This window comes from Halomarina litorea (genome assembly GCF_024227715.1).
Classification (GTDB): Archaea; Halobacteriota; Halobacteria; order Halobacteriales; family Haloarculaceae; genus Halomarina; species Halomarina litorea.
The window spans coordinates 1869315-1883179 of the sequence record NZ_CP100448.1; the positions used below are offsets into that span (position 1 = coordinate 1869315).

Annotated in this window: 13 protein-coding genes and 2 pseudogenes; 7 read left to right on the forward strand and 8 right to left on the reverse strand. The window is 54.5% G+C overall.

Annotated elements, in window-relative coordinates:
• Position 1: 1 nt before the first annotated feature.
• The 5 genes from NKG96_RS21035 to NKG96_RS10235 all read right to left on the reverse strand — a co-directional run bounded on the left by NKG96_RS21035 (position 2) and on the right by NKG96_RS10235 (position 5249).
• Positions 2-1015 (reverse strand): signal peptidase I, encoded by a 1014-nt coding sequence (locus tag NKG96_RS21035; protein ID WP_368409245.1) that lies wholly within the window; start codon positions 1013-1015, stop codon positions 2-4.
• Positions 1016-1045: 30 nt separating this feature from the next.
• Positions 1046-1567, reverse strand: a complete 522-nt coding sequence (locus NKG96_RS10225; protein WP_254534839.1) for a hypothetical protein — start codon at positions 1565-1567, stop codon at positions 1046-1048.
• Between the two features lie 225 nt (positions 1568-1792).
• The gene (locus tag NKG96_RS21040) at positions 1793-1972 is read right to left on the reverse strand and encodes a hypothetical protein (RefSeq protein ID WP_368409246.1); all 180 of its coding nucleotides are present in this window, start codon (positions 1970-1972) and stop codon (positions 1793-1795) included.
• Positions 1969-2610 carry a HalX domain-containing protein gene (locus NKG96_RS10230; RefSeq protein ID WP_254534840.1) on the reverse strand — a complete coding sequence of 214 codons (642 nt, stop codon included), beginning with the start codon at positions 2608-2610 and terminating at the stop codon, positions 1969-1971. Before NKG96_RS10230 ends, NKG96_RS21040 begins: the two co-directional genes overlap by 4 nt.
• Before the next feature lie 128 nt (positions 2611-2738).
• On the reverse strand, positions 2739-5249 hold the full coding sequence (locus NKG96_RS10235; protein ID WP_254534841.1) for a bacterio-opsin activator domain-containing protein: 2511 nt from the start codon (positions 5247-5249) through the stop codon (positions 2739-2741).
• Positions 5250-5387: 138 nt separating this feature from the next.
• Here NKG96_RS10235 and NKG96_RS21245 point away from each other — a divergent pair.
• The 3 genes and pseudogenes from NKG96_RS21245 to NKG96_RS10245 all read left to right on the forward strand — a co-directional run.
• Positions 5388-5453 (forward strand): annotated as a pseudogene (locus tag NKG96_RS21245) (DUF8129 domain-containing protein); the annotation flags it as partial.
• A gap of 2 nt (positions 5454-5455) precedes the next feature.
• Positions 5456-5923, forward strand: a pseudogene (locus tag NKG96_RS10240) (DUF955 domain-containing protein); the annotation flags it as partial.
• A 33-nt stretch (positions 5924-5956) separates the two neighbouring features.
• On the forward strand, positions 5957-6319 hold the full coding sequence (locus NKG96_RS10245; protein WP_254534842.1) for a DUF6788 family protein: 363 nt from the start codon (positions 5957-5959) through the stop codon (positions 6317-6319).
• 74 nt (positions 6320-6393) lie between these two features.
• Here NKG96_RS10245 and NKG96_RS10250 read toward each other — a convergent pair whose 3' ends face one another.
• On the reverse strand, positions 6394-6771 hold the full coding sequence (locus NKG96_RS10250) for a helix-turn-helix domain-containing protein (RefSeq protein WP_254534843.1): 378 nt from the start codon (positions 6769-6771) through the stop codon (positions 6394-6396).
• A gap of 474 nt (positions 6772-7245) precedes the next feature.
• On the opposite strand from NKG96_RS10250, the gene NKG96_RS10255 reads away from it, so the two are divergent.
• Complete coding sequence (locus NKG96_RS10255) at positions 7246-9684, forward strand: amino acid permease (protein WP_438267345.1); 2439 nt, start codon at positions 7246-7248, stop codon at positions 9682-9684.
• A gap of 451 nt (positions 9685-10135) precedes the next feature.
• Here NKG96_RS10255 and NKG96_RS10260 read toward each other — a convergent pair whose 3' ends face one another.
• Positions 10136-10384, reverse strand: coding sequence for a hypothetical protein (locus NKG96_RS10260; protein WP_254534844.1), 249 nt, complete (start codon positions 10382-10384; stop codon positions 10136-10138).
• 234 nt (positions 10385-10618) lie between these two features.
• Entirely contained in the window at positions 10619-10969 is a 351-nt protein-coding gene (locus tag NKG96_RS10265; protein ID WP_254534845.1) for a hypothetical protein, read from the reverse strand.
• Positions 10970-11131: 162 nt separating this feature from the next.
• Between NKG96_RS10265 and NKG96_RS10270 the strand changes: the two genes are divergently transcribed.
• From NKG96_RS10270 to NKG96_RS10280, 3 genes are all read left to right on the forward strand, one after another.
• The gene (locus tag NKG96_RS10270) at positions 11132-11848 is read left to right on the forward strand and encodes a potassium channel family protein (RefSeq protein WP_254534846.1); all 717 of its coding nucleotides are present in this window, start codon (positions 11132-11134) and stop codon (positions 11846-11848) included.
• Positions 11849-11952: 104 nt separating this feature from the next.
• Positions 11953-13521 (forward strand): TrkH family potassium uptake protein, encoded by a 1569-nt coding sequence (locus NKG96_RS10275; RefSeq protein WP_254534847.1) that lies wholly within the window; start codon positions 11953-11955, stop codon positions 13519-13521.
• Entirely contained in the window at positions 13518-13718 is a 201-nt protein-coding gene (locus tag NKG96_RS10280; protein WP_254534848.1) for a hypothetical protein, read from the forward strand. The genes NKG96_RS10275 and NKG96_RS10280 overlap by 4 nt, the downstream gene beginning before the upstream one ends.
• The last annotated feature ends 147 nt before the right edge of the window (positions 13719-13865 follow it).

Here is a 13865-nt window from a genome sequence, read left to right on the forward strand (position 1 = left end):
CTCACAGTTCCCGCCACCTCCGCTTGAGTGCTCGGACTGACCGACTTTCGACGGATCGTACCGGCCGCTTTCCATCGATGCCTACGAACATCGCAATCATGATTGGGAACATAATTACGCCGACTGTCGCACTTCCAGCGAGAAGTGGATGGATCCGATGAAGGCGTCTAATCACGCCTATCGGGAGAACTGTGACGTAGCGGTTAACAGTGACAGAAGTTGTGACTACACCGGTTTGAGACGGCGGTGGGATTCGTACTGAGACAGTGATTGTAGACGCGTTACGGGTCTGGTTCGTGATCGCCATTCCGTCTGCACTGACCATGTACGCAGTCAATGGAACCGTCGACCGATTGATTACAAGTGTCTCTGTAGTCGGTTCGCCTACGGTAAGCCTGTTGGGCCCAGAAGCTCCGGAGTCAAGAGCAACGTATGTGAGTTGCTCCGTGTGTCCACCGATAAACTGGAGGCCGATGGCACTTATCACTGCGACAGCAAATATTGGCCACAGGACATCCCGTACGCGTGGAACTGACCGAGACGGCCGCGTTGGGGTGCGTTCACGGAGTCCCCCGAGTAGTAGAACCAACCCTAGAAGACTGGTGATCTGAATCCGGTGGGCTTGAATGAATCGGACGGCATGCCCAAGTCCAGGGATGACGACTGGATTTCCGTGGATGGCGAGCACTCGTCCGCGAATTTCATCTGGGCGTACGTACGAGGCACCTCCTGCCTGGTCGGTTGATGGATTGGCATCGCCCTTCGTTATGAACCCGTGTTCTGACTGGCCAACAATCCGGTGGGTAGTATACGAATTTCGTTCGGGTGACCAAAATGTGACGATGTCACCCACGTCAACGTCGCTGGCTGGAACCAACAGATACCCATCGTACTGATGGATGGTTGGTTCCATACTGCCCGAGTACACGTAAGAAAGTTGGACGGGAGCCGTAGCTGGCATGAGTGCCAGGAGGCACAGGAGTCCAACGACTACGAGACCAGCGCGTTTTAGCATGGAAAGATCGATTTAAACGTTGGATCGGGGTTAGGCCGAAACCGTGAGGGTTCCGGACAGATCCGTCGAACTCGTCACACCGTTGGTGTCGACGACGATCACGACGTAGTAGGTCGCACCGGCAGCAGCGCCAGTGATCGTGTCTGACGTCGACTCTTCGCTAATCGTCGCAACCTGCGTGTTGGAGCTGTCGTAGATCTGGAACTCAATGTTTGCATCAGCATCGCCAGCGCCAGCGCCCGTGTAGCTAACGGTGATATCGTGGGATTCTGCGTCGAGGTTGGAAATCTTGAACGCGCTCTGGTTTATTGCGTCGGACGGATTGCCGAGTTCGTAGTGAGACTCAGCGTTCACGCCCCCTGCACCGCCCTTCGTGAAGTCGATTTCGAGAGCGCCCGACGCGTTTTGGAAGACGAGGGGGCCCGAGGTCCCGTCTGCAAGCGCGAGGAGACCGGTGTCGTCGTTTACGACGTTGACATTCGATGACCGTTCAACCGTACCACTCGTGTATGCACTAGCACCGAGCGTAGCTGCGACGATGATCAGCACCATCGCGACGCCCGCAATCTTGAATCGCATTACAGGTTGGTTATTATCTTATGGTGACGAGTAAGAAGACGATAAGTAATTTAAGTATAGATTATTGACTTACTAACTGTTTAGATTAGGAGACATTCAATGCGATACTTCAATTGGCCTGAGAGAAGATGGCGGACGGAAATCGGCACGCACGAATTCTTGACCGACCCAGGATACGTTAACGGTCGACCAAATCTATTACAACAGTTGCCGCCAGGCGATTGACTGGTGGTGAGGGTCAGATATCTTAAAGAGACTGTCGCAGTTAGTGTATTTCCAGACATATGCTCCGAGTTCTTGATAGCCACCATCCGAACGAGGGTTCGAAGGGATCCAAGTCCGATTGCAGGTTGGACACCTCTGCGGCCGCGAACTCATTTGTCGAGTCCCATAAATAGTCGAGTGAAATCGCTATCATCGAAATCGGTGACTAGCCCATCGATTTGGGTTTCAACGCAGTCAAGTTCCTCAGAGAACGTGGTATATTGTCCATCTCTCTCAAGTTCCTCGATGGAGCTATCAGTTTCAAGCGTGGCGAGCTTCGAGGCGATATTTAAATGAGATTGAACCAACCTGTGATAGGATTGTCGTCGAAGGAGGAGCGTTACCGTCTCCGACAATTCCGACTCAGTTACTGGCCGGATTAGGTGCTCGTCGGCAGTACTCTGTGCTACGCCTGTTTTGATATTTGGACTTACGAGAGCAATAAGAGATGATGAAGGGTATTGATCTCGCAAGGCACTAAGGAATGTCTCTTTACAATCCAGATCCCGGTTGCTGTTATAAATCACCGTGTTAACCGAGGTGGAACCCGATGAAAGAGCAGTATCTATCGAAATTGCAGATACAGTAAACTCCTCTATGCTATTCTCGAAGAGAGAGAGGTGTGAAGAAGGAACGAGTTCATTGCTGGCGTCTACGAACAGAATTTCGATTTGGTCCTCATGAACAGGAATATTGTTTTTCGCCGTCCCTTCCGACTCGGTCCCACTTTTGGACGTAGATGAGGAAGTCATTACTAGACCTCGTGTGTTGTATCACCGAAATTGAACTAGGTAAAAGACTAAGCGTGAGGGTTCGGGAGCGCTAATTGTTTAATCTAGACGTAGAGTACCACCTCATCTGAAACGCAGGTTTATCGGAACTACTTGAAAATGGTTTTTAGAAGTTTGTGAGTTCCAATTCGAACGTGACGGTGGAATGTCGGCGGAGAGACGTCCAAGCGATTTGCGATTTCTTCACCAGTGCTCTCACGTGGCCATTCGAAGAAGCCGTTCCGGTATGCGACTTCCAACACATCGCGTTGACGATCTGTGAGGTGATCTCCCGTGAGGTGGGTTACACCTTCACTGTTTTTGGAGGAGACCTGTGTTCGACGAACGAGTTCGGCATCCGAGAATACAGAGGTACAACGTTCAACGAAGGAGTTTACATCAGCAGTTTGCGGTAGATGGACCACAAGATGGCCTCCATCAGGAGAGGCTTGGAGCGAATGGAGTTTGGCCCCCTGTTCCCCAAGGACTGTCGCAATCTCGAAATCCGAAACGGCGACTTCAAACAGGTCTCCGTCATCTTCTAATGGTGTTACTTGTTCCACCGACACCTGATGGGTTATAATATCTTGAAATGGTTCAGCGTTACATCCGCTCACGGTGAGGTACAACAGCCACCCCCCATCAGATTGAGGAAGCATTGAATTGAGATCAAGTGTGCAGTCAGTATGGCGCGCCAGTCGAAAGAAGACATCATTTACCGCTCCGATTCGGAACTCAAGTTCCGTATTGCTCTGGAGAACTAGTGCCTGCCTCCGTTCAATTGCATTTAACGCATTTGCGACGAAGTTACACACCTCAGTTAATATACTCACTTCTTCTGCACTAAATGAAGTGGCTTGATCGGCATAGATCTCCAATACGCCATAACTGCTGTCTTTAAAGACTATTGGGACGGAGATCATTGAATATAGTCCGTGATCAAGGGCCTTTCGGAGCCACGGCTGTGCATTCAGATTTTTTCTGAACTGTCGAACCGAAACAGGCTTACCGGAATCAAGTGCTTGCTTTGCAGGTAACGATCCCAGTTCACTAGATGTGTTCATGTCCCCGAAGAGTTCGTCGAGGAATCCGCGATTTGAGCCAACCCACGTTCGAGGCGATATTTGGCCCGATTCATCGATGGTGCCAATCCAGGCGAATTGATATTGTTCGGCTTTGGTTAAATCGTCACAAACCGCTTGTTCAATCTCATCACGGGTTGTGGCGTTCACAATATCTCGTTGAATAGTTCGTATAGTTGAATTGATGCGGTCAAGTCGAGTAAGTGTCTTATTCTGCTCTCTCAACACTTCTTCCTTCTCAAGCAGTTCTTGTTCTCGTTCGTTCCTCTGAAATGCAGCGGTCGCATTTGCCGCCAGCGTTTCTGCAAACCGCACGTCATCTTGAGTGATGGAGTCGCGGGATGTTGATCCAGAGAGTAATACACCATATTCACCAAGGGGCACAATGAGTTCACTCCGAATTGAAGAGTCCTCGTCGTATACGTTGTCTTGGTCGTGTACGTCAGCACAAGCACCAGTTTCCCCATCAAGGAAGACATCCCATGCAAGACTACGCCCGGAAGTAAAGGTCGGTAACTCGCCAATGAGTTCCTCCGTCTTCGGTGTCGATGCCTGTGGTTGTAAGACCCCCTCGTCTTCATTCCATAGGTACAGGCCAATGGCAGATAATCCTAAAATTTCATCGGCAGACTCCACGACGATCTCACTGATCTCTTCGATGGTTCTCGCTTGTATCAGTCCTCGTGACGTTTGGTGCAGATGTTCGAGTGATTTTTGCCGTTCTTTTTGAGTGGAAATGTCGATCAAAGCACCAGTGAGTCGAACAGGTTCCCCATTTTCGTAGGTGATGTACCCCCGACTAATGGTATGGGCATACGTACTATCTGCTCGGCGGAAGCGATATTCCATTTCGACCAGTGCATCCTGGTTTGCGAGTGTATTCTCGATCGTATCGAAGACACGTTGACGGTCAGCTGGATGCACGCGGTCCTCCCACCATTCAAACTCGTACATGGCCTCCTCATCGGAATATCCGAACGGCTGTCCGATTCCCTCACTCCACCAAAAATGGTTATCTGTGACTTTCCAATCGACAAACGCATCAGACGACGCACGCGCCGCCCGTTCATACCGACGTTTGAAATCTTCAAGTTCCTTGTCAGCTCGATATTGATCAACAGCATTCCGAATACGGTTCGCTAATAGCTCAAACCGCTCTTTGTTGCCTCCCTTTTGCAAATAGTCAGTAACTCCCGCAGAGATAGCCTCACTTGCAACTTCTTCGTCACCCTTGCCGGTGAAGAGAATGAATGGGAGATCTGGATATATCCCCCGTACTTTGCGGAGAAATTCAATCCCGTTTTGAGCGGGAATCTCATAATCACTGACAATGCAATCGATAGATCCACCGTCTAGTTGGTCGAATCCCTTAGAGGTGCGGGTCTCTGTCACGACCGTAAATTCATCCTCAATCTGATTCAGATATGTTGCTGTCAAGTTGACAAAATCCAAATCATCATCGACGAGGAGAACGTGAATAGATTCACGTCCATTCTCGCTCGTAGATGTTTCGTCAGGGGAATCAACTTCCGAAGTCATGGTTTACAGTTATGGTTAACCGCCGATCAAAGGAACTATCGAATGAATGTGTCACACTGCTATTTCTTAATTGCTTTGTTTATATAGTTGATATTAAATTATAGTCAGCGCATCGGTGCTGAGCAAAAGCCCGATTCAATCGCGACGATTCCCGATATGGAGACTCTCCGAGAGTGTGTTACCTACGAGAACGCCCATGAGAATTGGGAGAATCGCTTCCCGAGCTAGAAACGGAGGCGACAGGCGACGCTGAGGGCCTCGTCCCCGCACTCACAGACGCGGCGGATGACCTCGGCGTGACGATGCGTATCGTCGACGCTGACGAGTGGGAGCACGGCGACGCGAAGGGCGTCTGTAAACAGCGGGATATCCATGATTTCACGCCGATCGTTGAGGCGAAAGCACGGACGAACCAGGCCGACCTCGCGGTTACGCTCATTCACGAGTTCGCTCACGCGCTGCTCCTTTTCGACGACGAGGCCGAACGGTCAAAGCGCGAAGTCGAAGCGGAAGCCGTCGCGTACATCATCGGTCGGTTTTTCGGGTTGGATACGAGCGGATCGGCGTTCTCTCTGGCCGCGTGGCAGAACGATGATCCCGAGGTGATTCAGGATCGTCTTGGGCGGATCAGTTCGACCGCCCAGAAGATTGTCGGGACGGTCGCCGAGGGCTGAACACCCCTTCTCCAGGCTGTTAACCAACGTCTGTTGGTCTTTTCAGGCTACACTGAGAGTGCGACGTTGGATACCCTGTTTCCCCCACCGGCGCCCCCAGCGGACCTCCCCACCGACGTCATCGACTCACTCGATAACTACTCGCCCGAACTCCTTCGTCACGTCGCGAGCTACGCCGAGGAACTCGCTGAATACCGTGAGCGTGAAGCTCGCCTTGCTAAAGCGGAGGATGAAGACGAGATCGAAGAACGGCCAGACGACCTCCCAGATGACGTTCCATCAAAGGCAACGATTACGATCAAGGAGATCAACGACAACCGCTACTACTACTGGCAGTGGCGGGAAGGCAATCGCATCAAGTCAACGTACAAATCCCCAGTGAATCCCGACGAATAGACGAAATAATGTCACAGTCGGATGACCGATGATTCAGGGTGACACCCCGTCTGCGAAGTGAAAGACGGAAGCTGTTAGCGCACGGGTCGCGGGGCACTCTCGTACCGTTCGATGTCGTCGGTCTTCTCCACTCGATCGTAGATCTCGCGAAGCGTGTCTTGTGCCCGGAGGAGCTTGTGCTCATCGAGGAACTGCCGACCACTCTCACTGATTCCGTAGAACTTGTACGGGAGATCGTTCTTCCGGCGGTCCTCGGGCAGGAGGACTTCCTCGACGATGCCAGCGTCGACGAGCTGCTGGAGGTGCTGGCGAATCGTCGTCTGGCTCTTGCTGGGGTTGACGTAGTCGAGTTCCTTCAGCGTCGGCAGTTCCGACGGGTGACCGAGGATGTCCTGGAGGAGCGCGAATCGCGTCTCCTGGGTGACGACGTTGAGCCGCTGAGAACGACGCATCGGAGCGACAGCGCGAACGGGCCGATGAGTATGTGGACGCGGCGTACCAGCGTATTGCACGCCCGGAAATCACTACGACGTGGGTGCTTGAAGCCGACGAATGTGCCGATGCGATCATCGAACAGTCATGATATTACGCCCTGACGGTCGTTGGTGCTCCGACAAAAGGTAGGCTTCGACGTTTCATCTATAGCTCGACGAACCGATCCATCCGCTCAGATGCCCGTACAGCTGTGTTGTCTGCCCGTAATAACTCCAGAGAACAGTCTCTCTCAGGGCTGACTTACACAGTATCCAGCGACTGAGGAGCGCCTCTTCCGTCAAACATCATGAATTTCGATCTGGTTCTATACTTTCCAAACTAGATGCTGTAAAGGACTGTGGACGATCTACTCCGAGTATGCTGTCGGGGACGATGTACTGATTTCGAGGCGCCACATGTTTTTTCACCAGTCCGGGAGTCGGTAGCCACGTATGAGTGATGATTCACCTGCGGACGAATCGACTACTTCAAGGTCCGCAGAAGGAGAGTCAGCCGAGGTAGAGACGGAACTCTCGCGGGATATGAGTCTCTTCGACATCACGTTCATCGGTGTCGGGGCGATGATCGGCGCCGGTGTGTTCGCGCTCACCGGGTTCGCGGCCGGCCTTGCTGGACCCGCGCTCACACTCGCGTTCCTACTCAATGGCTTCGTTGCGCTCTTTACCGCTGTTTCGTATGCCGAACTCGGAGCAGCATTCCCCGAAGCCGGCGGGGGATATCTTTGGGTAAAGGAGGCACTCGTTGACCCGAACGGCTTCTACGCGGGCTGGATGAGCTGGTTCGCCCACGCAGTTGCCTGTTCGTTATACGCGGTTACGTTTGGTGTCTTCCTCACCGAGTTCTTGGTTTTTGGTGGTGTTCTGGCACCAGAGTTCGAGTTGCTCGGATTCATCGGGCGTCATCTTCTCGATAAGATATTGGCTGTCCTGATGGTTTCCCTGTTTGCGTATATCAACTACCGAGGGGCTGAAGAAACGGGGAAAGCAGGCGTCGTCGTCACCGCGATCAAGGTCATCATTCTTGCTGTCTTCGTCGCCTTCGGTATCCTAGCGACAATCAACACACCCGACTGGCCCCAGAAATTCCTTAATAGTCCCAGCTTCGCTCCAAACGGGATTGTCGGCATTATCGGAGCGATGGGGTTCACATACATCGCGTTTGAGGGCTACGAGATTATTGTCCAGTCTGGAGAGGAGGTCGTCAATCCCGGCAAGAACATTCCGAAGGCAGTCTTCTACTCGCTCCTGATCGTCGTTCCCATCTATATTCTCGTCGCGTTCGCTGCTATCGGCGGCATCGAAGTGACAGCTGAACTCATCGCCCAACCCGGTGGGATACCGAACAGTGCGGATCCGAGTCTCCCGACGTGGAACGCGCTCGGTGATCTCGGCGAGCTCGGGATCATCGAGGCGGCTGGTCAGTTCGTCCCCTACGGCGTTCCGTTACTCCTCATCGCCGGTCTGACGGCAACGATGAGTGCTCTCAACGCGACCGTCTACTCCTCATCTCGGGTATCGTTCGCGATGGGCCGTGATCGAGCACTCCCAGGTTTCTTCAGTAAGGTCCACTCGGAGAAGCGGACCCCTCACTGGGCGATCTTCCTATCGGCGATCCTCATTGCACTGATGGCGGTTACACTCCCAATTGAGGCCGTTGCTGCCTCGGCGGACATCATGTTCATTCTGCTGTTCGTCCAGGTCAACTGGACCGTCATCAAGATGCGCAAGACTCACCCCGATCTCCCACGGACGTTCGAGGTTCCGTATATGCCATGGCCACCGCTCATCGGTATCGTCTTGCAGTTCCTGCTCACCCCGTTCCTGCTTTCGGCCCTCGGTATGCAGATCGGCTTCGGGCCCGATTCACACGGGTTCATCGCGCTCGTCACCACCGCGATTTGGATGGGGTTCGGAATCCTCATTTACTACGGCTACTCGGAGCCGAAAGAGGAGGAAAAACTCGAAGAGGAGACTCCGACGGTGGCTACCGAGGAGGCCCCCGCACCGGAACGTGCGGAGACAGACCAGCGGATTCTCGTGCCGATTGCGAACCCCGAAAGCGTCGAGCAGTTGATGCGGACAGCTCTCGACGTCGCCGAAGACCGGAACGCCGACGTCGAGGTCATGAGTGTCGTGACCGTGCCGCAGCAGACGCCACTTTCTGAAGGGCGAAAATTTGTCCAGGAAGAACGAGCCGTCATAGACCGTGCAATCGAGTTCGCGGAGGAGGAACACCCCGATGTTCCCGTCAGTGGCAAAATCCGAATCGGCCATGACGTAGCGAAGGCCATTCTGAACACTCTCGACCAAGACGAGGCCGACCTCGTTCTGATGGGGTGGCGCGGCCGGGGTCGTCGCGCCGATTACGTCCTCGGGAGTAACGTCGACCAGGTCGTCACCCAGGCACGGTGTGACGTCCTCGTCGAGCGGATGGGCCCTGCTGGCGATGTCGACTCGATACTGCTCCCGACAGCTGGTGGTCCGCACGCTGAACTCGCGGGGAAGATCGCCCACGCGATTGCTCGTGCGACCGATGCCCGTGTTGAGGTCATCTACGTCATGTCCCCCCGTTCTGAGGAAAGGGGTGAGGCCCAATCGATCATCGACTCGGCGGCAGCATCGATCGAAGGGGTCGAGACCACGACAGAAATCGTAGAGGGGGACGATATCGCGTCGGCAATCGTGGAACGATCCGCCGATCACGATATTACTATTATCGGTGCCTCTCGGGAAGGACTGCTCCAGCAGCTGGTTTTCGGCGCAATTCCCGAAGAGGTCGGCCGACGAGCGAGGAATACGGTTATTATGGCAAAGCGCGACCTCGGGATCACGTCCCGAGTAACCCGTTGGCTGCGGAATCAGCGCTCGTAACCGGCCAACACCTCGGTTGAGGGCGAATCAATTACTCCCATTCTCTCCGTCGGAAGTCGTTGAACGAACGGTGCGCCCCCAGCTACGGCTAGGCATACCTCGCGTATATGGACAAACCACTACAAATGCCTGAATCACTCTTCCAGCGGGTCGTCGTTCCGGTCGCCAACCGGGAAGACGCCCGCGCGACAGCCACAGCACTGGCCCCCTATCTCGAATCGATCGGCGGCCGGTGTCTCGTCGTCCACGTAATCGAGAAACCGGTGGAGTGCCCGACAAAGCCTCCGTCGAACAGCGAGAATTTCTCGCGGACGATATATTCAGAACCGTCGAAGCAGACTTCTCGAAGCTCAAGTCCGACATCGAGACGAGAACGCTGTATGGGCCGATATCGCGGCGACGATCCTCGATGCAGCAACCGATGTCGATGCGAGTGCGATCTCGATGGGGTTCATGAACGCAATCTGCCCGAACGGGGTAACAGCTCCGAGAACGGGACGGCAGGATCGAGCGGGACCGTGAATTCGGGGTCGTACTCGTCGACGTCGGCTTGACGCATCACGATGAGCGCGATGTTGAGCAGTCCGTAGACGATGAGATGGAGGACGTTCCCTGCCTGGGCGAGCGTCTTCACGTCACCGACAACGATGAAGAGGAAGATGAGCCCGCCTGTGACAGCGATACTCCGGTACGGCGTCACAAAGTTGGGTGGATGGCGTTGAGCCTGTCCGAGACATCGGAGGGTGCCCACGAGCTATCGGTAATGGTGAGAGTCCAACCGATAGCCACGTACAAATAACGGGCACAGCACTGACGAGCATTCCACGGGTCCCCCAGATTGCGGCCCACCGTAGCCATCGCTCGAGGAATTCGGCCGTGCGTGTCCGTCTTGAACGCGGTGGCCCTCCCCCGTCGGGTCCTTGTTTGCGAGTAGTCACTCCAAGATCCGTCCAAGATACGTCCAATGGAGACTGGTGGGTCGATCAGGACTCCGTTCTTCACAAACGTGGTAAAGGAAGGGTCCGTGAGGACATTCAGCACAGCCTTCTGCACATGGCTGGCGCTTGACGACTTCCGTGTATCCGGTCCGTTCCTCGATGCGGACGATCTCTTCGCCGTTGCGGTTCTCGATCTGTTCGGTGACGTCCGGATGGACGAACCTCATTCGCTTCTGTGCGTAGTCGATGACTGCCCGTAGCTGGGACTCATCGAGGTCATCGATGTGTTCGAGGACCTCGTCGGGAAGTGTACTCGGCGCTACGGGCGACTCTTCGTCCGCGCCCATACACCCTGCTTCATAGCCCGCTAACTTAACTTATCCCCATAGGTCTGTGTTCGCGTCACCGCTCGACCTCATAGCTGAGTTCGACCTATAGCAACCCCTTCGAGGGTGAGATGGATGGAACGACACGTTTTCAATGATCTCGACAGAACACCGGAGTAGCGGATGTACATCATCATCGTGGGAGCGGGAGATATCGGTACGCCACTCATCGATATCGCAACTCGCTCAGGAAACGAAGTCGTAGTTATCGAACGAGACGAAGCAAAGGCAGATCGAGTGGCCAGCGAGCACGACTGCCTCGTGCTAAACGCGGACGCTACAGTCAAAGAGACACTCGTTGATGCCGGTGCAGATCAGGCCGATGCCCTCATTTCGACGACTGACCAAGACGCGACCAATATTATGGTCTGTCTGCTCTCCCAAGAACTCAAAATCCCAGGTGTGGTATCCGTCGTCCACAACCCCGAGCATATGGGATTGTTCCGTCAAATCGGCGTGAACACGATGGAGAACCCGCAGCAGCTTATTGCGGAGTATCTGTACCGGGCCGTAGCCCGCCCCGCTATCGTCGACTATATGCGAATCGGCGAGGAGGCAGAGGTGTTCGAAATTACGGTAACTGAAGAAGCGCCCGTCGCTGGAAAGACGTTAATCGAGGCTGCGGAGTCAGGACTGATCGACGACGACACGCTCGTTGTTGCCATTGGGCGGGAAGGAACTGAATCCCCCATCACACCTCGCGGGCAGACTGAGATCAGAGCTGGTGATTTGCTCACCGTCTATTCGGCACGGGGGGCAGACCCCGAACTCACGGACATTTTCGGCCACTACGAGGACCACACCGAAGAAGGAGGCGGGCCGTTCGGTCTCAGCGACTGATTGATAGCAGTTGGGTCGGCAACGAATACAACGAAGACAGCTCCAAATATGTTCAACTCACCTCCGGCAGCGGGTATAGATACGCAATTGCACCGGGATAGTCGATGGAGCAACCTGTGAACGGGACTAAAGCCACTATCGCCCGGGATCTGGGGAGAATGCTGCAAGCGCTCTCTGGGATGATGTTCATCTCAGTTCTCATCCCGCTGATCTGGAGGGAATACTATGCGATTCCGCCGCTGCTCGTATCAGGTTTCGTCCCGCTCGCTATCGGACGTACATTGAGTACGGTCTTCGCGGACGCCCAAGTGCCGGGGAAGCTCCATGGGATGATGATCGCTGCGACAGGATGGCTTTCAGTTGCCATCTTCGGCTCACTCCCGTTTCTCACGATTGCTTGGACGGTCGAATCATCTCTCGGTATCGGTCCACTTTCACCGCCACCACAGACGACGACGCTTGCGGCGTTCACGGAGCCGCTAAACGCTCTCTTCGAGAGCATGAGCGGCTTCACCGGTACTGGATTGACGATGACCGACAACGAGGAAGTCCTCCCGCGAACACTCCAGTGGTGGCGCTCGTTCATCGAGTGGATCGGTGGGGTCGGGGTGATTGTCCTCACGACGGCGATTCTTGCCCGCCCTGGGAGCGGTTCGCTGACCCTGTATGAGTCCGAGGCACGATCCGAGAAGATTCATCCGAGTATCGTCTCGACGGTTCGAACCATCTGGTGGATCTTCATCCTGTTCACGTTCGTCTCCACCTTCCTGCTATGGCTTGCTGGTATGCCTCTGTGGGGGGCCATCAATCACGCCATGACTGGGCTGGCGACGGGTGGGTTCTCGATTACGGACAACTCGATCGCCACCTATGATAGCGCACTCATCGACTTTGCGCTCCTTCCCGTGATGGTTCTGGGCAGTATCGCCTTTCCGGTCCATTACCTCATCCTCCAGGGAGACCTCAAGAACCTCTATACAGATCTGCAGACTCGGTGGGTGTTCGGATCCTTCGGGCTTGGATCGGCCGTTCTGTGTGCGATGGTCTATTTCGGTGGTACGTACGACTCGCCGTTCACGGCCATTCGTTATGGGTTGTTCCAGTTCGTCTCCGCAGCATCGTGTACGGGATTCCAGACGGCTGTCGATGCGACGAACGTCGCGCTCGGCCGTTGGCCTGCCGAGGCCCAACTCACTGTCTCTCTCGGGATGGTCGTTGGGGCAGCTGCCGGGTCGACAGTCGGCGGTATCAAACTCATCCGGGCACTAACCCTGCTGAAAGGAATCCGATACCGCATCACGGACGTTTTCTACCCGAACACGGCAGTCCGACGGTTAGAGATCAATGGCCGCCGGCTATCTGACGAGGAGGCAAACCGTGAATTCGAAGAGGCGGCGATAATCGCATTCCTGTGGTTTGTCTTCCTTGCTTTAGGAGTATTCGTCCTATTAGCTATTCTCCCAGCAGGCGACTACACCCTCGAGAACATCATTTTCGAGGTCGCGAGCGCGCAGGGGAACGTCGGTCTCTCGGCTGGCATCACTGGTCCAGAGTCGCTTCCGGCCTTCGGGAAGGTCATGTTCTTGTTCAATATGTGGATTGGCCGTCTGGAAATCATTCCGGTTCTGGTTACGCTCAGAGCATTGTTCCACCGTGGAGGGTTGTACCAGTGAAACTCACACGCTTGCCGCTCGTCGGTTCTGTTATCGAATCCGGTGCTGATGACTCGGTGTTTGATGCACTCCTACTCTCTAGCCCGTTCGTCCTCATTCTAATTGCTATATTCGGGCGAACTCTCGTGACCGTCTGTCTAGCGGGAGTATATCTCATCCTGTTCGCCCTGTATCTCCTGTACAACGGGCTTCAGTGAAGCGATTGCCCCGCTAACCTTGAACTGCCAGGCGTTCCCCCATCGTTTTGTATTGACGACGTCCCAAAGAGGATAGCATGGGCTTGAGGACGACGGTGAGGCGGGTCTTTCGTCGACGGAACACCCCGACGTCATCCACGAATGTGC